The sequence below is a fragment of the Sphingobacterium sp. UBA6320 genome (assembly GCF_002440335.1).
Lineage (GTDB): Bacteria > Bacteroidota > Bacteroidia > Sphingobacteriales > Sphingobacteriaceae > Sphingobacterium.
Window position 1 is genome coordinate 53,279 of sequence record NZ_DJTA01000010.1, and the last position, 18,332, is coordinate 71,610.

The following is an 18,332-nucleotide window of genomic DNA, read 5'->3' on the forward strand; positions in this document are numbered from 1 at the left end:
TAAGGATCTAATTAAAATGAAGTATCGATAAGCTATAATAGCTTGTTGGTACTTTTTTAACTTTGAAGGATCTTTCTTCGCGTATCTTGGCAAAATCAATTTGTTGATTTTATTGATTATTTTGTATATTATCTTCATAGATCTCGTTATTTAGTATTTGTGGCATTTTGATTTGATTTTTTAGTGCTATTAAATTATTGGCTGCCATTAATGCCATGTTATCTCTTGCCTCTATTGTGGCGGATCCAATATGTGGCAGTACGGCCACATTGGGCAAGCTAATTAATGGATTGTTGGCAATCATCGGTTCTGGATTTGTCACATCTAAACCTGCTCCCCATAATTCGCCATTTATCAATGCGTTATATAAATCTTGCTCTTGGTGCAAGCCTCCTCGTGCTGTATTAATAAAAATGGCGGTGTTTTTCATTCTTTTAAAGGCATCTTTATTAAATTTATTCTTTGTTTCAGCAGAAAGGTTGGCATGTACCGATAGCACATCACTTTGCGTCAGCAATTCATCATAATTAACGTATGTAGCATCTAGTAATTTATGCGCATGTTGATTAGGATGCCTATTGTGATAGATGATGTTCATGTTGTAAGCGGCTTTGGCTTTGCGAGCAAGTTCAAATCCGATACGTCCTAATCCAAATATACCTAATGTCTTTCCGTTTAATTCAATTCCTAAGTGTTCGGTCAATTCGAAATCTTTCCATTGGTTACTGGTGATTTTGCGATTCATATAAAATGCTTTTCTTGATACTGCTAGCATTAATAGGAAGGCGATGTCAGCTGTTGCATTGGATAAGACGTCGGGAGTATTGCTCACCGGTATACCGTTTTTGGTAGCTTGACGAAGATTAACGCTATCATATCCAGCACTCATCAAGGCAATTCCTCTGAGATGACCACAGGCATTGAAAAACTTCGCATCTAAGAGGTTATGTCCTGCCGCAAAAAGATAATCGACCTTTTGGCAGGACTCAATTAAATCGGATTGATCGATATTTCCAGGTTCAGTACGATAGATAATCTCAAAACCAGCCTGTTTTAAACTATCAATTGCTTTTTGGGGAATTGTTCTACTGATAAAAACTTTCATACTCATTACATCAAATTAATATAACCAAACTTAGGAAAATTTGTTTTATATAAAAGCCAATAACTCCTCTAACATCCAGAATTTTTGAATATGGAAAATAAAAAAAATAGGGGATATATGATAGCATATGTCCCCTAATGATTTGGATAATTGCTTTTTCTTATTTTTGAGAAAGTAGAAAATGGAAAATTGATAATCCATTTGTTTCTACAGATTCTGCTGCATTTGAGAGTAAAACAACCGCTGTTTTTTTATCTGGTGCAATAGCTATGAATGAACTGCTACCTCCTGTACCGCCAGTGTGATAACAGTACGTAATATCATCTAATAAATCCATATGCCAAGCTAAGCCAATGTCTGTGCTAGGAGGAAGAAAATAAGTGAATTGGCGAGTAAGTGCCATAGCATTTTCTAATTGGGTTTGAGGCATTTTAAATTGCACTTGGGCAAAGTTGAGTAGATCTGTTACAGTAGATTTTAAACCGCCAGCAGCGCTAAATATTTGAAAATCCCAGGCTTTAGTTTCTTCTCCATTTGTATTATATACTTTGGGAAGGTATTGTGTTTTAGGATTTAGAATATCAGTAGTAGACGTTAGGCCTAAAGGTTTTGCAATAGTTTCTTGGATTAATGTATTGTAACTTTTTTTATTAAGTGATGTTAATATATCTCCTAATAATGCATACCCAAGATTACTATATTCATATTTTTCTCCGGCTTGATTTTCTGCTTTGAAAGTCGCTAGATATTGGTATAAATATTTTTTGTCATAATCCTTGTAAGGGTTATTAGGATCAAAACCTTTTGTTTTTTCAAGGTTTTTTGGTAATCGAGGTAAACCTGATGTGTGATTAGCTAAAGTTTTGAAGGTGATTTTTTGTAAGCTTGGATTTGTTTTTAAAGAATCGGGCAAAAAATCAATGATCGATTGATCGAGACTTAATGTTTCATTTTCAACAAAATTAGCAAGTAGGGTCGCTGTAAAAATTTTGGAAAGAGATCCTATCTCATAAAGAGTACCACTTGTTGGTAGCACTTTATTTCCTTTTTCAGTTTCACCGTAAAAATAGGTGTTTAACTGTCCATTTTTTATTATACCAATTGCTAAAGATTGAGTATTTCCTTTTTTTGTATAAATATTGGCCGTAGAATCAATGAAAAAATCAACTTTATTTTCGACAACTGTATTTGTTAATACGGGTGCCTGTTTCTCTGCAATTGGTTTGGTAACGGGTTGAAAACCTAAAGTGTGGTAATGAAATGTGCTATCCATACCGAAGGGAACCTGAAAGGATTTATCGGTGAAATCCACACGGTACTGACTTACTCCATTACTGAAGTTTATTTTTTCAGCATGTTTGATCCTACCTAATGGATAAATTTCATTTTCCAGTAAGTTTTTTATAGTAGAATAAGGTACTGCTCGCTTAAAATCTTCATTAGCCAATTTATAAATGGAGTCTGTCTGTTGTGAATTGATAAAAAATTCTATTTTATTATAGAATGTATGATTTATTTGTTCTTGATTAGAATGTTGAGCAACAGCAGACAATGAACTACTGAGTAAAAGTGCAGCAATAAAATTTTTCATAATGAATATACTGCTGCAAATTTACATAAACTTTATCTATATGCCAATCATTTGTTTTAATCGGGCATATCCTGACTTACTGATATTTAATTTTTCACCGGTAATCAGGATAGCAACAAAACTATCTTTCTCCCAAGGTTCTATGCGTGCTAATTGATCAACTTTGATGATATAAGAGCGATGAATTCTGACAAATGTTTGTTCATCTAGATGTTTTTCAAAAAAAGCCATTGTTTTATTTTTCAGAAACATACCGTCTGCCGTATGAATTTTGACGTAGTCATCGTACGCTTCTAAATATTTGATTTGTGGAACTGGTATAATTTTAATCTGCGTTCCAGTTTTCACTACAATACGATCTAATTTGGATTCCTCTTGATGTATAACAGCTTCATAATTTGGTGCAGGCTCTGCAGCTGGTTTGGCAAAATTTAATTTAAACTTTTCAAATGCCTGTCTAAATCGATTAGGTGAAATTGGTTTCATCAAATAATCAATGGCATTTTTTTCGAATGCTTTTAATGCATAGTCGTCAAATGCTGTTGTAAAGATGACTGCAGGTGGATTTTCTACTAATTCCAACATTTCAAAACCGGTCAATTTTGGCATCTGAACATCTAGAAATAAGAGATCAGGCTGATGTTGCTGTATTGCTTTTACTCCTTCAAATCCATCTCCACATTCAGCAACAATAGAAACTGATGGGTCCTGTTTGAGGTATTCTACTAAGATAGAACGCGCCAAGGGTTCATCATCAATAAGGATAACTTTAATCATATTGCGGTATTTTGATACTACTGGTAAATATATTGTTTTCACTATGAGTTGTCAGAAGATCATTTCGACCGAAAAGTAGAAATAAACGTCTTTCAATACTTGTAAGTCCAAATCCTGTTCCTTTGGATTGGATAGCTTCACTTGGGTCGAAAGGATTTTCTATGGAGACATGCAACATTTTGTTCTCTAAGAAACATTTAATGTTAATGGTGACATTTTCGGTAACGTTGTATAGTCCATGTTTAATGGCATTTTCTACCAGCGGTTGTAAGATCATCGCCGGTATCTTAGTCGATAAGACATCTTGATCATGATCTATATGGATATAAAGCCGGTGACCAAATCTTACTTTTTCAATATCTAAGTATAATTCTAAATGATTTAGCTCTTCTTGTAAGACAATTAATTGATTGTTTTCTTTACGAAGTGTGCCGCGCAAAAAATCTGATAACTGGAAAGTCATATTGCGAGCCTCTTCTGGTTTGCTACCAATTAGTGCAATGATAGAGTTTAGGCTATTGAAAAGAAAATGAGGTTGTAATTGTTGTCTAAGGTTGTATAATTCTGCTTCGCGCAACTGATTTTCAGAGTCTTGCTTTCTTTTGATATTTGAAATATACTCTTCTTGTATATTCCAGACGATAATAAAGATGGCAACAGAAGTTAGAATAAGAAAATTGACAATGTATCGGTAAGGGATGATTAGATCATATATTTTTAAATGCTCTTTTGGTAAATAATACTGAACGACCAGGCGACTACCTAGGATGCTGATACCACTCATGATAAATCCAATAATCAGTACTTTCCAGATTTGATTGGGTTTTGGGATGTAATAGTTTAGTGTTGTTGAAATGGCATAACAACACAGCATCATCGTAAGGCTATTGATAATAGAGTCTTTAATGGTTATTTCACTCGGAAAACCAGATCTATACATCAAAGCATATTGCATGACAAAGTAGCCTAGCAATATGCTTAAACAAATGATTAATATGAGTCGATTTTTATTCTGCAATAACAGTTTATCCTTCATGGCTAGGCATTTCTAATGGTCAAATTTCCAAAAAGACAGGTGCCTGTAATATATAATTTTTTTGCAGGATCTCTGGTGAGACCCACATTGAAACGTCGATCATCGACATCTCCGAAAACCGAAGATACATTGGAGTATACTGTCCAATTTGCTGGAACAATAATTTTAGCACTGCCAAACATTTGAAAGGCATCAATAACTGCGACATCGGTAATATCTGCTTGTGTCAGGTCAATGGATACGCTACCAAACATACAAGCGATATTTCCTCCTCTAAAGTTTTTAGATAGAATGAGCTTTTTAAGACTTGCAAATATGGAGTTGACATTGAGTACATCCTCGAAGCTATTATCAGTTTGTGAGTAATTTGGAGCAGCGAAGGTCTGCTCGTTGAGCAGACCTTGTTTACTGTTATCGTTTATAGTAGAATTTTCATCTGTTAGTCTATCTTCACCTTCAGCCTGAACACTTTCTGTATTAGGATCGACAACGCGCTTGTCCCAATCAAAATCCGCAGGAGGTCTAGGTGGGTTATTAGGAGTTAGTGGAGTAGGTGGAAGTGGGGGCAATCCTTTTTTTCTGCCCATAATAAAGTAGGCTCCTAATCCTATAATCAGTACGGGAAAAATAATACCTCCAAAATCAGTATGCATAATTCTTTTGGCAAGAAATGCTAGACCAACGGCTATTAATATAACAGAGGATTTTTTTTGAAAATTGGAATTAACACCGATTACTAGACCTATAATGATCGGGATCATATACCAACCAAATATCCATGATGGGAAGAAGAAATCTATGTTTAAATTTTTTAGCAATAATAGGATTCCAATGAGTATGATGATACCACCTATGATATTTTTGCTGTTGTTACTTTTTGGTACGAATGGCTCTTTTTCCATGACTTTTAAATTTATACTTCAAAGATATAGGTGTTTTATAACCTTGAGTAATTGAAATAGGTAATCGATCAATATTATTCGGTAAATGTAATAAAATCCTCGGTGAAAAGATATTCTTATCAACCGATTGAATGTACAAAATAGTCAAATATAAATGTGAAATATGCTAAAATAGTGCAGGACAGGCTAAATATTTATTTTTTTTCCAATAATATTTGGAAGTTTCATGCTAATTATTATATATTTATCAAAGATTAAGATTACTTAAACTTAAATAATAACCAATGGGAGATTTTGAAAACAAAGAGCGAGAAGAGGTTTTTTCAAAAAAAGTGAGAGCAGGTAAACGTACTTATTTTTTTGATGTAAAGGCTACACGGTCTAACGATTACTACATTACCATCACTGAAAGTAAAAAACGTTTTGAAGACGGACAGTTTATTAAACACAAAATATTCTTGTACAAAGAAGACTTTGAAAAATTTGCAGAAGGTTTGACAGATGTTGTTGAATACATTAAGTCGAATCAAGAAGTTGTTGAAAAACGTTATGAGCCTAATTTTGAGGACCCAGCATATGCTAGTGAATCATCTAAAGATGATTTTTCTTTCTAAAATTTTTACAAATTAAATAAAGAAGGGCTGTAATAAAATTATTGCCCTTTTTATTTTTTAAAATTAGAATGAAGTGTAGATAATATCTTAAACTTCTTGAATCAATCCAAAAGGAAGCGGTGATCTATTGCCAACAATACCAATTGTGTGTAACAAATTATAGCCGTTTTCCAGACATTACTCCTATGCTAGTTATTGCTTGTATTTTTTTTGACCAGATGATTTTTTTAATCAATCATGGTGTTATCATATTGTTGTATGCGCTGAAAGTGATTGTCTAAATGTTGACGCATCGCATTTCGAAATACTTCGGGAGTACCGACTTTTAAAATATCGACAAGCCCGCGATGGGATATAAAGTTTTTTGAATTGGATTTTTCAATCAACATTCCACTTGAGTGAACGAATTTAAATACAGGTAAAAGTAAATTCTGAAAATCCTTTAACATAATATTGCCACTAATTTCATAAAGCTTTCCATGAAAAGCAACTTCGATTTCAATGTCAAATATACTATTGTCTAAATCAATAGATTCTTTTGAAACAATAGCTTCCAATTCTTGAATATCTTCGGGAGTAATGCGTTGATACAATAAATCAGCCATTCCAAGCTCTAAAATTAAGCGCATTTCGAATAAATCACGTAATGTTTTATCATCCATAATGGTTGGATAAAGCGATTTTTTCATTGGACTGATTAAATCGGGACTTGTTAATACTGCTCCTCTATGTTTTTTGGATTCTACCAACCCGACTAATCTTAATCGCAACATAGCTTCACGTATTACTGTGCGACTCACCCCTAAAGTTTCAGCCAATTCTAATTCTTTTGGAAGTGCATCTCCTATTTTTAGCCCTTGACTTATAAATAGATTGATGATTTCTTTCTCTACTTTATCCACTAAAGAAGAGGTGTCAATGGTATTTACAAAGTTGATTAATGTTGAATTTGTGCTCATAAAAGTGCTTGTATACGCTTAAAAACAAATATACACATAATTAATAACAACTATGTTATACATAATGTTAAATATTTGTTGCTTTTTACAAATTAATTTATTTAGATTTGCTTTATGTAATACTTAATAATAACCAATATGTATTCAAACCGCAAATTAAAACATTTATTAATTTGGTCTATGCTAGCAGGAAATCTAGCTTTAGTGCATGCACAAGATCGAAACATCCAAGGTAAGGTTAGGGACGCCGTTACGGGAGAGGTGCTCAGTAATGTCACAGTCAGTGTAAAAGGGAGTAAACAATCCTTACAAACTAGTGCTGATGGATCATTTATTTTACCGACTCATCCAAATACAGTCTTAATCATCACTTCTACAGGGTATAAATCTCAGGAAGTAAAAGTTGGTCAAGGGGAAACATTGGATATCAAATTAGAATTATCAAATCAACAAATTGATGAAGTTGTTGTGGTGGGTTATGGTACACAGAGCAGAAGAAGTGTAACAGGTTCTATTTCTAAATTGGATAAAGAAGTACTTCAAAATTCGCCTAGATCTAATGTTGCAACTGCACTTCAAGGAAGTATTCCAGGATTACAGGTTGTTAATAAATCTGGTCAACCAGGTGCAGCTCCTATGTTAAAGTTAAGAGGTGGGGCCTCTATCAATAATCCGGGAGCACCGCTAGTTATTGTTGATGGTGTCATTCGGGATCTGAATGATATCAGTTCTGAAAACATTGAGTCGATTGATTTATTGAAAGATGCTTCTGCGACAGCTATTTACGGCGCTAGAGCAAACAATGGAGTGCTCTTGGTGACCACTAAAACAGGGAAGGCAGGCACTTCTAATATATCCTACAAATTTGTCGGAGGCTTTAATCAGCGCCGAGCAGGTTATGAATATATGAATGCGGGTGATTATATCCAGTATACGCGACAAGGCTATTTAAATGCTGGGCGCTCATTGCAATCTGTCAATAGCTCAAGGGGATTGGGTATTTCACCAGATCCTGCTTACAATTTGGCATTTGATATTAAAAAATTCACAGATGAATTGAAGCCCTTATTAAATCAGGGTTGGAAGCTTGTGGATGATCCCTATGGAGGTCAGATCATTTATAAAGATCATGGTGGTGAAGTGGAAGATGCCTTATTTAGGAATACCTATACAAAAGATCATTATGTAAATGTTTCGGGAGGAAATGATAAAGGGAAATATTTCGCAGCATTCGATGCCTATAATGAAGATGGCGTGATCGTTGGCTCGAGTTACAAAAGATACACGGGTGATATCAATGGGTCTTACAAATTGAAACCTAACGTGGAAGTATCTACCAATGTGACACTTTCCACTGCTTCACAATATGGAACACCTTCTTCTGAAACGAATGCAATCTATAGGACATTAGCGATTTGGCCTACCTTTAACCCATGGATTGATGAAGCTAAAACGCTACCAAATCCTGGAGTTTCAGCTAGTGATGGTAATCCGTTATACTGGTTAGGACGTTTGAAACGTAAAAATGAAACGAACCGTATAGTCGCGAATGCTTCTTTAAAATGGGATATATTTCCGGACCTTTATTTTAAAGCAACAGGCAATGCTTATATGAAAGAAGAGTTGAATGAGTCTTTCCAGATGTCTACGCAAACTTATTCCAATATATTTTCAAATCCACAAACGATAGCTAGTAGCTCAAGAGATGCTATTCGCAATTTGAATAGAGACTTTCAAACACAGTTTAATGGTATCTTAAATTATTCGAAAAGTATTGCAGAAAAGCATAATATGTCTGCAATGGTGGGAGCAGAATATTTTAAAGTGAAGACTGATTATATGCAAGTGTATGGAAAAAATGCACCTACTGATGATATCCCTACGGTCAATGCATCTACGGTTTTCGCAGCTGGAAGTAATACCAGTAATGCATCTGAGTACCGAATCATATCTTCAATGGGACGACTTGCATATGATTATGATGGCAGAATATTGATCAATGCTGTATATCGATTAGATGGGACTTCTATATTAGCACAAGGAAATCGTACTGGATTTTTTCCTGGGGCATCCGCAGGATGGAATATGCATCAAGAAGAGTTTTTTAAGAAATCCGTTCTTTCAAAATATATAACCACCTTCAAACCACGGATAAGTTATGGTGAGAATGGAAATATCGCAGGTCTAGGTCGCTACCAAGTACAAGGAGTATATAATGTGCAGACTAGTTATAATGGTCTTGCCGGTTATTTAAATACTTCACCAGTAAATAAGAATCTAGCTTGGGAAACAAGTAAAACAACAGGTGCGGGTTTAGATTTAGGTATACTGAATAATCGTATTACGGTATTGCTAGATTATTATGATCGTCGTACAAGTAATTTGCTTACCAATTTGCTGTTGCCTAGTTACGTCGGGTTTCCAAACATTACAACGAATTTAGGAACTTTACAAAACAAAGGTTTCGAAGTCGCAATACAATCACAGATTTTAAAAAATCCTGATGGATTTAATTTAAATATTGGTGCAAATGCTGCTTTTGTCAAAAATAAAATATTAGAACTTCCATACAATGGTGTTGAAAATAATAGACAGGGCGGTTTACAGGTTTATGATCCAGCTTCAGGTCAGGTTAAATGGGTAGGTGGTTACCAAGAAGGTCAAACATTAGGTGATATCTATGCTTATAAACAAGTTTCCATCTTTAAAGATGATGCAGAAGTAAGTCAGATAGCGGGCAATAGAACGGATCAAATCGCTGGAATTACTGGACCAAATCTACCTGCAGGTAAAAATGGAAGGATAACGCCCGGTGATGTCAATTGGCTTGATGTTGATGGTAATAATATAATCGATTCTCGTGATCAAGTATATATCGGCAATATCAATCCTAAGTGGACTGGTGGTTTCACTACCAATATGAGTTACAAAGGATTCAATATGTTTTCCAATTGGGAATTTGCATTAGGACATACTATTTATAATGATCTTGTAGCGCGTACATTGGGTAATTATCAAGGAACCTTTAATTATTTAGAATTACAAAAACAAGCATGGTCTCCAACGAATACGGAAACAGATATTCCAAAAGTTTATTTTGCAGATCAAGTTGTGGGATCAAAACAGAATTATACACGGGGTAATAATGGCAACCCAAGTTTGAATAGTAATAATTCTAGATTTTATGAGAAAGGAGATTATTTAGCACTTCGTGAAATTACCCTTTCCTATGATCTTCCGAAATGGTTATACTCAAAAACACATATTCTTTCACGCGCTCGAGTTTATGTAAGTGGAAATAACCTCTTTTATATTACTAAATTTTCTGGTCCGACACCTGAGCCACCAGTCGATGGAAACAATGTAGCAACTGGTGTATATGGGGGTACATATCCGACTCCGAGATCGTATGTTTTGGGCGTTCAACTTTCTTTTTAATTGAATTAATTGAAAAACTATCATGAAAAAAATAATATTAACCTATCTTTTTGTAGGAAGCTTAACCTGTTTGGGATTAAATTCATGTACAAATGATCTGGAACTTACGCCAGTGAGTAACTATAGTGATGAAATTTACTGGAAGACTGCAGATCAATTTGATGCATTTGTCGTCGGTTTACATTCTAGATTTAGAACACATGAGCGTAATTTTTTATTTTTAGGTGAAATGCGTGCCGGGCTTTTCGGTAATGATCCAGGGACTACAGCATCTTTCACTGGAGAAGCATCACAAGGTCTGGAACGAATGTGGCAACACAATTTGGATATGGATAATTCTGGAGTAAGCAACTTTGGAGGATTATATGATCAGATCAACCAGCTTAATCTGATGATTAACAAATTGAACAGTACCAATGTATTGACTGAAGGAACAAAAAACTATTATCTGGGTATTGCTCATGGCATGCGTGCATTTTACTATTTCCAATTATATCGGACTTGGGGAGATGTTGTTATTCAGATAGAGGCTATCGATAAGATTGAAGTTTCCAATCTTGCAAAAGCAGCCTCTCCTGCAGCAGAGGTAATGGCGCTGATTAAATCAGATTTGGATCAATCAGTTTCAGCTTTTGGAACAGATTATAGTATTAAGCAAGAACGTTCATTTTGGTCTAAAAGTGCTTCTTTGATGCTCAAAGCAGAGGTTTATTTGTGGTCAGCACATCGTGAGGGTGCCAAATCAGATGCTACTATTGCGAAAAACGCTCTTATAGATGTAAAATCTAATTTACCTTTAGCTTTGCAAACAGACTTCAATAGTGTTAATGATGTGAAAAGTAAAGGAAATAATGAGATGATATTTGTGCTTAGGCATAAACTGAATGAAGCCACCCTTGGATTTATTACTGATTTTGTTCCTAATGCAAATATTCTTGTTAATTTCTCTGATTCCTTGGCTAAACGTCAATTTAGCGTGACGCAGGATAATTATGGAGGTTTATTACGGATTCCAACTCGTATCAGTACTTATCGTAATTATCATGATTTAGACACGCGTAAAAATAGCTCTATTCAGGCTGCATATAATAAAGATAATGCAGGAAATTATAAAATTGCAGGTTGTTTTCTAAAGAAGTACCAAGGAGAGCAGAATGCAGGGGCCCGAGCTTACACGAATGACTATCCAGTATATCGTTATGCAGATCTTTTATTATTGTTGGCTGAAGCAAAAGTCATTCTAGGAGAAAGCCCAAAAGAAGAAATAAATCTAGTACGTAACCGTGCATTTGGTATTCATTATACGGAAAGTGTGTTTGGCTATCCAAATCAATCCGTTGATAAAGATCCAAATGAAGCGATTTTACAAGAACGTAAATTCGAATTTTTAGGGGAGGGTAAGTATTGGTACGACTTACGCAGGTTTGGTAATCAATACGTGTTTTCACGTACAGGTTTATCGGCACAAGAAGCTTTCAAATTGCTTTGGCCGATTGATCGAGCTTCACTGACAAATAACAGAGCTCTTAAACAGACTGTTGGTTATCCTGAATTTTAATAGTCTGCCCATCCCTGATAGGCTATTATTTTAATAAAAAACATATCCTGCCCCATGTAGTAATTGAAATGGGGTGGGATCATATTTAACTGAAAACATAAGTATATATTTATGATCACTCAAAAAATCGAGGGCTTAATTGCAGCTCCTTTTACGCCATTTAATGAAAATGGAACATTAAACTTAGCGCAAATACCCAATTATTATCAATCTTTAAAAAATAATAATGTGAAAGGGGGATTTATCTGTGGCTCAACGGGAGAAGGGGTATCTTTAACCTTTCAAGAAAAGGTTGAGGTGTTAAAAGCCTGGGCTAAACTCACGGTAAAGGATCCAGATTTCATATTGATGGTATTATTAGGAGGTACTAATATTCGGGAGTGTGTTGAATTGGCTAAAATTGCTCAACAGGAGGGTGCTGATGCTGTTTCATTTACATCTCCATATTATTTTAAACCTGCGAATGTAGAACAATTGGCCAAATGTTGCGCTGAAGTTGCAGCAGCGGCACCCCATACTGCTTTTTATTATTATCATATACCTGTATTGACTGGCGGAAATTTTGCAATGCTTGACTTACTAAAAGCAGTAGATGGTAGTATCCCAAATTTTGCAGGTATTAAATATACCCATGAAGATTTTATGGATTTTTTATCGTGTATGAATTTTGCTGGACGTAAATATGATATGTTGTGGGGAAGAGATGAAAATATGCTGTCATCCCTTGTTTTAGGAGCAAAGGGTGCAGTTGGGAGTACTTATAACTACGCAGCACCATTATATTATGAATTGATAGAAGCATTTAATGAAGGTGACTTTGAACGAGCTAACTTGCTACAACAAAAATCTATAGATATGATTACTTTATTGGGGAAATATGGTGGTATATCTGTAGGAAAATCTTACATGAAACAAATTGGAATCGATTGTGGTGTATTTAGGCTTCCTGTCAAAAATATGTCTATTGAACAATATCAAACCTTTGAAAAAGATGTTGCTCAATTGAATTTTCACACATTTTGTTCAAAGTAGTCGTTAACTTCTATCAGAACGGTATCAGTTACAGCCTGCATAATGGGCAGTTCGTGTGAAAAAGTCGATTCCCTTTTATTTATGATAAAAAGGAATCGACTTTACGGTATATTGATATTATTTATTTAGCAGGAATCAGGCTGATTGAACTGATCTCTGGAAGCATGTTTCCTTTGATTTCAAGTGCCTTAAGTTCAACCTTTAAAGCAGTATCACCCAGCGATTGCTGAGAGATTTCGAATGTTCCAATTTCCATATCTACAAACTGATTGCCTTTAGCATCATTAAGTTGGTATGACAATTTGTTGTTTCCAAATGAAAGTGAAATTGTACCTGACTTTTGTTCATTAGGGAGATAATTGACGATTACTTTATAAGTGCCGGGACGTTGTATTTTTATATCCCATATCACTTGGTCACCTTTATTTGACCAATCACCTATTGCATTAGGACGATTGGGATTATGTGTTGTAGCACCGATAAGTTTAATTCCTCCAGCGCCAATTAATTTGGCATTATTTGCCGTCAATACTATTCGACCGTCTTTTTGAGTGCGTATCTGCTGTCTTATAACTTCTGGCAAACCATTAATTTCGGCTACGATCACCAATGGCATTTGACCTTTAAAATTAGTTGGTAATTGAATTGTTTTGCCAGCAGATGTCTTTGTAATTTTTAAAGACTTTTTAGAATTTCCTATTACATATGCTTTACTGATCGCACTTGACAAAGGCACCTCTATGGCTCCATTTTGTGGAATATCAAAAATATGGAAATAAAGCTTTTTACCCTTCTGAGTACAGTATCCCCAGTCAAGACCTTGAAATGGGCTTGCTGTAGTACCGTAGATTGCTTCACTATTAACTTTCATCCATTGTCCAATATCTTGAAGCAATTCCACTGCTTTTTCAGGTATTACACCTTCGCCATCTGGTCCTACGTTAAGTAAAAAGTTTCCACCTTTACTAACAGTTTCAATAAATAAACGCATTGTTTTGTCGAAAGATTTCCAGTTTTGATCGTGTGCACTATATCCATAACTTTCATTCATCGTGTGGCTCACTTCCCAGTCCATACCCGGAAGACCGGTTGGTGGTATATATTTTTCGGGAGTGCCTATATCTCCATTTTTATTTTCTAGGCCATCCCAGAATCTATTGTTAACGATAATTTGTGGTTGCCACTTGATTAAATCTGTCAAGATACGCTTTGTTCCCCAGCTTTCGCCTTCTCTGTTTTTACTACTAAAGTCTAGCCATAAGACATCTAAACCACCATAATTATTAGCAAGCTCTTTGACCTGCCCATATAAATAATCTTTATAGACTTCATGATTGGGCTTATAGCCAGTAGGGTTGGGGTTTAAATAGGAAAGACCTTCGTAAGAGTCCGGATGTTGCCAATCCAATAATGAATAGTAAGCACCTGCTTTTAATCCTTTAGCGCGAAAAGCTTTAACGACTTCTCCATAAAGATCATGTCCTTTAGGTGAAATATTAGTACCTCCTGTGATGTCATTTTTTAATGAATAAGGTTGTTGACTATTAAAAATGGAGAATCCTTCGTGGTGACGTGAGGTTATAATAACATACTTCATACCTGCTTCCTTAGCTAAAGATGCCCACGCATTAGCATCAAATTTTGAAGCTGTGAATTTTGGTTTTAATACTTCAGCATAAGTTTTACTTGGCACTTTGGCCCAAGCTTGTATCCATTCGGCATAGTGTTGTGGATATTGTTTTCCATCCCAACTACCCCCAGCAGCACTGTAGAGCCCCCAATGGATAAATAGGCCAAATCGAGCCTCTCTAAACCATTCCATACGACTATCTTTTGTTTCTTTCCATCCAGATACCCCTTCGTATGGAACAGATTGCGCATTGGTCGATAATACAGCTGTCGATAATAATCCTAAAAGAGCAATTTTCTTAATTATTTTCATTTAGTTTTTATGGTTTATGTTGATATTATATATTTACTATAGAATATCCTTTAACTTTTATTCTTTATCAGTTCCAAAGAAAATGAATTATTTTTTATTTGTAAACTTTGGAATATGAATGTTACCATAATTATTTAGAACATATTTTTTTTTGTGAATGATGCTAATCATTGTAAGAAATAAGTTTAATTGGTGTGCTAAATCTACCAATTTCCATTTCTTTTCGATAGGTTCTCGGATTTTTATTCAAAATTTAACAAACTTATTGAAGTTTGTTAAATTTTGATAACCGCTAGCATAACATACCTCTGAAATATTCAGACTCTTATCTTCCAGCAATTTGCAGGCATGTCCTACGCGTGTTTCATTTACAAATTTAGAAAACGATTTTTGGGTGTGTTTTTTGAAAAACCTGCAGAAAGCATTGGTAGTCATGTCTCATAAAACGGAGAGACAATTGCGATATGCCTTTCTTAGGACGTGATCATCATACGGATGCCTATACAATCTGGATGGCAGGAGGGCGGAGTCAAGAAAGGGGTAACTTATGGAGAGACCGATGAAATCGGGTTTATAGGTGTAAGCGCAAGATCATCCGTTCATGGTGTACATGCGAAAATGCTTCATTTGCTCGGTTTCGATCATGAAAAATTTACTTATGAATTTCAGGCCCACTATTCCGTATAACGGATGTTGAAGGTAACCTGATTAGTGCAGTTGTTTAATAAATAATTGGAATGAAATATATATACAGCATGATGCTTTTTATTTTATGGGTTGTACCAAATCAAGCTCAAGTGAATAATAATTTAAAAATAAAGTTTTACTGTACCAATTAGGGTATGTCAGAGTCATGGGACAGCTACTGTGCTCGAGTAAGTCAGGCTGGATACGATGGTTTAGAGACCTGGCTTGCAGCATTAGGAGAAGAACGTACAGCCATGTTTACTGCTTTAAAAACACATAAGCTCTCCTTGGACTTATTAAGTGGAGGAGGAGGTTCTAATTTTGAGCAGTATCTGGCTTCTTTTATAAAAAATGTTGAGGATGCCGCGCAGCAACAACCGGATTATATTAATTGTCATACTGGAAAATAGTATTATACGTTTGAACAAAATAAAGCTCTAATTGATGAAGAAGAAGCCATTTCTAAAAAAACGGGTATCCGAGTTAGACATGAAACACACCGTGGCCGATTTAGCTTTGCTGCACATATTACAAAAAAGTATTTAGAAGAGATTCCACATTTGCGTTTAACATTAAATATATCACATTGGTGTAATATTCAGGTAAAGTGTCATTATGCGCGAATAGATTCAAGTATTGAATTTTTTATATAAATCATTTTTTTCTAAAAATATTACTCTTTATGCCATTTCATCATCAGCTCAGTTTCTCCTGTTTCAGCATCTATCAATTCTGAAACCTTCGCAAATCCCTTTTTTTGATAAAATGCTACACTTGGTCTGTTATTTTTGTAAACTTTAAGTTGAAGATCATCTCGCATTTTTTTGACATGATTTAACAGTAATGTTCCTATCCCTTTACCTTGATGTGTTGGTGAAACAAAAATAGCCGCAACCTCATTCTCTACTAGTGCAATAAAACCTGAAATTTCTGCTTCATGGGCTAATAAGTATATTTCTGATGCGGGTAAATACTGTGTTCGCATTGCTGTTTTATTTGTTTCCCAATATTCTTTTTTAATAAAGTTATGAGCTTGCTGTGATGCCTCATACCAGATTTCGACAAGCTGATCTAGGTCAGCGTCGCCTGCTTTTCTAATCATTGCATTATTCATAATCGCGTATTTTATTGCGTGTTTATGTTTCAGTATAAATGTAGGGTATTCCCATTAAACTCTCTCATTCAAAAATAGCACAGTTATGTTGGCTTTTGAATTGTTTCTGTTATTTTTAACCAGTCGACATAGTTTATTACCCCTAATTCAGGAAGTCCTTGCCCCTCTAACATACTGATAAACTCCAAGCTGTTGCCATCAGGATCGTCAAAATAAATCGCGATAGCAGGCATCCATGCAAAAACCATAGGCTCTGCACTGCCGTTGTTTAAAAAGTTGTAAGGCTTTAAATCATTTTTTTCTAGCCATGATACTGCACTGTCACGTATAAACTCCAAATCACATTGAAATGCAAAATGTCTTTTTTGTATAGGTGAAGGTTTTTCCCATAGTCCTAGCATCGCTTTTTTAGCAGGTGTCAACCAGAGAAATGCGATGCGACGGGGATGGTCGATGTGAGCCAATTCCAAATTTAGGATATTGGAATAAAATGCAATTGCTTCTTCCATATTGCTTACTTCAATATGGGTTTCAAATAATCCTTTAATCATATTTTCTTGATTTTGATTTAATCAAAGCTAATAAGAATATGATCATTTGTAGATAGCATATATGCTGTAAAACAGACCTTTTTTACGGTTTTGATCGGTACTCGGTAGGAGTCATACCTCTCAATTTGTAAAAGAGTCGTGAAAAGTGATTGGCTGTGTCAAAGTTGAGCATGAGCGCAATTTGTTTGATATTCATATCTCCATACTTTAGTAAGCGCTCAGCCTCAACCATAAGCTGATTTTGAATTAAACGGAGAGCAGAATATCCAAGTTGATCGTGTACACATTCGCTTAGGTATTTAGGTGATATATGAAGTTTATCAGCATAAAAAGCGACATCTTTAGCTATTTTAATATGCTCTTTTAATAAGGTTCGAAAGCGTTGTGTAATTTGATATTTTCGATTAATGGAAGTATCCGAATTGATTAAACAAATTTCACAGATCCGGTTATATTCGTATAAAAGTTGGATAAGATAGAGACGAATCATGTCTATTCCAAATGGTTTATCATGATCGACTTCTAATTTTATTTTTTTAAACTTATAGTAAAAATCATGAAATTCAGTCCTTTTTAACGGAAACGTTGGCGCATATTCTGGATTTATAAATAAGAGGTCGTTCAGAATATTGGTTTCAAATATACCTGTAGATAGTAGTGTGCTTTCAAAAGTGATGATCTGCGCCGCATAATCGTGACTTGGACGCTGTAAAGAATAGGTAGATAAAGGTGGGATTATAGTAATAGAACTTTTCGTTATTCGAAACGAATGATGATCGATCTGTATTTCACAAAATCCTTTCATTCCTAAAATAAGCACATAACAGTTTGTTCTATGATGCTTTATTGCATAGAATTCTGATGCAGAGCATAATTCTATTTGTACGGTACTATCATTTTTCAATGTGTTAAAGAGTTCTTTTTGAGTCATTATTTACTATTATATCCTTAGTAAAGGTTTTATTTTCCTTTAGTTTATCTATTCCTGGTCTGACTTGTGGCAGATAACAAAAGTACAGCATATCT

General features: G+C 35.0%; 17 protein-coding genes. 6 read left to right on the forward strand and 11 right to left on the reverse strand.

Annotated elements, in window-relative coordinates; all coding sequences use genetic code 11:
* Positions 1–109: 109 nt before the first annotated feature.
* The 5 genes from B3P23_RS06115 to B3P23_RS06135 all read right to left on the reverse strand — a co-directional run bounded on the left by B3P23_RS06115 (position 110) and on the right by B3P23_RS06135 (position 5,411).
* Positions 110–1,111, reverse strand: coding sequence for a D-glycerate dehydrogenase (locus tag B3P23_RS06115; RefSeq protein WP_349681554.1), 1,002 nt, complete (start codon positions 1,109–1,111; stop codon positions 110–112).
* A gap of 154 nt (positions 1,112–1,265) precedes the next feature.
* Positions 1,266–2,696, reverse strand: a complete 1,431-nt coding sequence (locus tag B3P23_RS06120; protein ID WP_293925086.1) for a serine hydrolase — start codon at positions 2,694–2,696, stop codon at positions 1,266–1,268.
* A 36-nt stretch (positions 2,697–2,732) separates the two neighbouring features.
* Positions 2,733–3,473 carry a LytR/AlgR family response regulator transcription factor gene (locus tag B3P23_RS06125; protein WP_045754001.1) on the reverse strand — a complete coding sequence of 247 codons (741 nt, stop codon included), beginning with the start codon at positions 3,471–3,473 and terminating at the stop codon, positions 2,733–2,735.
* A complete protein-coding gene (locus B3P23_RS06130) occupies positions 3,466–4,509 on the reverse strand; it encodes a sensor histidine kinase (protein ID WP_293925088.1) in 1,044 nt (347 codons plus the stop codon). Before B3P23_RS06130 ends, B3P23_RS06125 begins: the two co-directional genes overlap by 8 nt.
* A 2-nt stretch (positions 4,510–4,511) precedes the next feature.
* A complete protein-coding gene (locus tag B3P23_RS06135) occupies positions 4,512–5,411 on the reverse strand; it encodes a LiaF transmembrane domain-containing protein (RefSeq protein WP_293925090.1) in 900 nt (299 codons plus the stop codon).
* Between the two features lie 284 nt (positions 5,412–5,695).
* On the opposite strand from B3P23_RS06135, the gene B3P23_RS06140 reads away from it, so the two are divergent.
* Positions 5,696–6,025 (forward strand): DUF3276 family protein, encoded by a 330-nt coding sequence (locus B3P23_RS06140; RefSeq protein WP_045753998.1) that lies wholly within the window; start codon positions 5,696–5,698, stop codon positions 6,023–6,025.
* 227 nt (positions 6,026–6,252) lie between these two features.
* Here the strand turns inward: B3P23_RS06140 and B3P23_RS06145 are convergent, their stop codons facing one another.
* Positions 6,253–6,984, reverse strand: coding sequence for a FadR/GntR family transcriptional regulator (locus tag B3P23_RS06145; protein WP_045753997.1), 732 nt, complete (start codon positions 6,982–6,984; stop codon positions 6,253–6,255).
* A gap of 138 nt (positions 6,985–7,122) precedes the next feature.
* Here B3P23_RS06145 and B3P23_RS06150 point away from each other — a divergent pair, with 138 nt between their 5' ends.
* From B3P23_RS06150 to B3P23_RS06160, 3 genes are all read left to right on the forward strand, one after another.
* Positions 7,123–10,422, forward strand: a complete 3,300-nt coding sequence (locus B3P23_RS06150; RefSeq protein WP_293925094.1) for a SusC/RagA family TonB-linked outer membrane protein — start codon at positions 7,123–7,125, stop codon at positions 10,420–10,422.
* A gap of 22 nt (positions 10,423–10,444) precedes the next feature.
* On the forward strand, positions 10,445–11,980 hold the full coding sequence (gene nanU / locus B3P23_RS06155) for a SusD family outer membrane lipoprotein NanU (protein ID WP_293925096.1): 1,536 nt from the start codon (positions 10,445–10,447) through the stop codon (positions 11,978–11,980).
* A 111-nt stretch (positions 11,981–12,091) separates the two neighbouring features.
* The gene (locus B3P23_RS06160) at positions 12,092–13,012 is read left to right on the forward strand and encodes a dihydrodipicolinate synthase family protein (protein WP_293925097.1); all 921 of its coding nucleotides are present in this window, start codon (positions 12,092–12,094) and stop codon (positions 13,010–13,012) included.
* 121 nt (positions 13,013–13,133) lie between these two features.
* Here the strand turns inward: B3P23_RS06160 and B3P23_RS06165 are convergent, their stop codons facing one another.
* Both B3P23_RS06165 and B3P23_RS06170 read right to left on the reverse strand, forming a co-directional pair.
* Positions 13,134–14,954: an alpha-L-fucosidase gene (locus tag B3P23_RS06165; RefSeq protein ID WP_293925098.1), complete on the reverse strand. Its 1,821-nt coding sequence runs from the start codon at positions 14,952–14,954 to the stop codon at positions 13,134–13,136.
* A gap of 246 nt (positions 14,955–15,200) precedes the next feature.
* Positions 15,201–15,389 carry a helix-turn-helix domain-containing protein gene (locus B3P23_RS06170; RefSeq protein ID WP_293925099.1) on the reverse strand — a complete coding sequence of 63 codons (189 nt, stop codon included), beginning with the start codon at positions 15,387–15,389 and terminating at the stop codon, positions 15,201–15,203.
* Positions 15,390–15,449: 60 nt separating this feature from the next.
* Here B3P23_RS06170 and B3P23_RS06175 point away from each other — a divergent pair, with 60 nt between their 5' ends.
* Together B3P23_RS06175 and B3P23_RS06180 are read left to right on the forward strand one after the other, a co-directional pair.
* Complete coding sequence (locus tag B3P23_RS06175) at positions 15,450–15,641, forward strand: DUF1501 domain-containing protein (protein WP_293925100.1); 192 nt, start codon at positions 15,450–15,452, stop codon at positions 15,639–15,641.
* Between the two features lie 155 nt (positions 15,642–15,796).
* Positions 15,797–16,051: a hypothetical protein gene (locus B3P23_RS06180; RefSeq protein WP_293925101.1), complete on the forward strand. Its 255-nt coding sequence runs from the start codon at positions 15,797–15,799 to the stop codon at positions 16,049–16,051.
* Between the two features lie 263 nt (positions 16,052–16,314).
* On the opposite strand, the gene B3P23_RS06185 is transcribed toward B3P23_RS06180, so the two are convergent.
* The 3 genes from B3P23_RS06185 to B3P23_RS06195 all read right to left on the reverse strand — a co-directional run bounded on the left by B3P23_RS06185 (position 16,315) and on the right by B3P23_RS06195 (position 18,237).
* Positions 16,315–16,755 (reverse strand): N-acetyltransferase, encoded by a 441-nt coding sequence (locus B3P23_RS06185; protein WP_248753373.1) that lies wholly within the window; start codon positions 16,753–16,755, stop codon positions 16,315–16,317.
* A gap of 83 nt (positions 16,756–16,838) precedes the next feature.
* Complete coding sequence (locus tag B3P23_RS06190) at positions 16,839–17,306, reverse strand: VOC family protein (protein ID WP_045756053.1); 468 nt, start codon at positions 17,304–17,306, stop codon at positions 16,839–16,841.
* 82 nt (positions 17,307–17,388) lie between these two features.
* Positions 17,389–18,237 carry a helix-turn-helix domain-containing protein gene (locus B3P23_RS06195; RefSeq protein ID WP_293925102.1) on the reverse strand — a complete coding sequence of 283 codons (849 nt, stop codon included), beginning with the start codon at positions 18,235–18,237 and terminating at the stop codon, positions 17,389–17,391.
* Positions 18,238–18,332 lie beyond the last annotated feature (95 nt).

What these genes read in the sequence shown, in the direction of transcription:
- B3P23_RS06190 (WP_045756053.1), bottom strand. Translation starts at nt 17,306, where the DNA reads ATGATTAAAGGATTATTTGAAACCCATATTGAAGTAAGCAATATGGAA.
- B3P23_RS06130 (WP_293925088.1), bottom strand. Translation starts at nt 4,509, where the DNA reads ATGAAGGATAAACTGTTATTGCAGAATAAAAATCGACTCATATTAATC.
- B3P23_RS06115 (WP_349681554.1), bottom strand. Translation starts at nt 1,111, where the DNA reads ATGAGTATGAAAGTTTTTATCAGTAGAACAATTCCCCAAAAAGCAATT.
- B3P23_RS06180 (WP_293925101.1), top strand. Translation starts at nt 15,797, where the DNA reads ATGTCAGAGTCATGGGACAGCTACTGTGCTCGAGTAAGTCAGGCTGGA.
- nanU (WP_293925096.1), top strand. Translation starts at nt 10,445, where the DNA reads ATGAAAAAAATAATATTAACCTATCTTTTTGTAGGAAGCTTAACCTGT.
- B3P23_RS06195 (WP_293925102.1), bottom strand. Translation starts at nt 18,237, where the DNA reads ATGACTCAAAAAGAACTCTTTAACACATTGAAAAATGATAGTACCGTA.
- B3P23_RS06160 (WP_293925097.1), top strand. Translation starts at nt 12,092, where the DNA reads ATGATCACTCAAAAAATCGAGGGCTTAATTGCAGCTCCTTTTACGCCA.
- B3P23_RS06135 (WP_293925090.1), bottom strand. Translation starts at nt 5,411, where the DNA reads ATGGAAAAAGAGCCATTCGTACCAAAAAGTAACAACAGCAAAAATATC.
- B3P23_RS06185 (WP_248753373.1), bottom strand. Translation starts at nt 16,755, where the DNA reads ATGAATAATGCAATGATTAGAAAAGCAGGCGACGCTGACCTAGATCAG.
- B3P23_RS06175 (WP_293925100.1), top strand. Translation starts at nt 15,450, where the DNA reads ATGCCTATACAATCTGGATGGCAGGAGGGCGGAGTCAAGAAAGGGGTA.
- B3P23_RS06150 (WP_293925094.1), top strand. Translation starts at nt 7,123, where the DNA reads ATGTATTCAAACCGCAAATTAAAACATTTATTAATTTGGTCTATGCTA.
- B3P23_RS06140 (WP_045753998.1), top strand. Translation starts at nt 5,696, where the DNA reads ATGGGAGATTTTGAAAACAAAGAGCGAGAAGAGGTTTTTTCAAAAAAA.
- B3P23_RS06125 (WP_045754001.1), bottom strand. Translation starts at nt 3,473, where the DNA reads ATGATTAAAGTTATCCTTATTGATGATGAACCCTTGGCGCGTTCTATC.
- B3P23_RS06145 (WP_045753997.1), bottom strand. Translation starts at nt 6,984, where the DNA reads ATGAGCACAAATTCAACATTAATCAACTTTGTAAATACCATTGACACC.
- B3P23_RS06170 (WP_293925099.1), bottom strand. Translation starts at nt 15,389, where the DNA reads ATGACTACCAATGCTTTCTGCAGGTTTTTCAAAAAACACACCCAAAAA.
- B3P23_RS06165 (WP_293925098.1), bottom strand. Translation starts at nt 14,954, where the DNA reads ATGAAAATAATTAAGAAAATTGCTCTTTTAGGATTATTATCGACAGCT.
- B3P23_RS06120 (WP_293925086.1), bottom strand. Translation starts at nt 2,696, where the DNA reads ATGAAAAATTTTATTGCTGCACTTTTACTCAGTAGTTCATTGTCTGCT.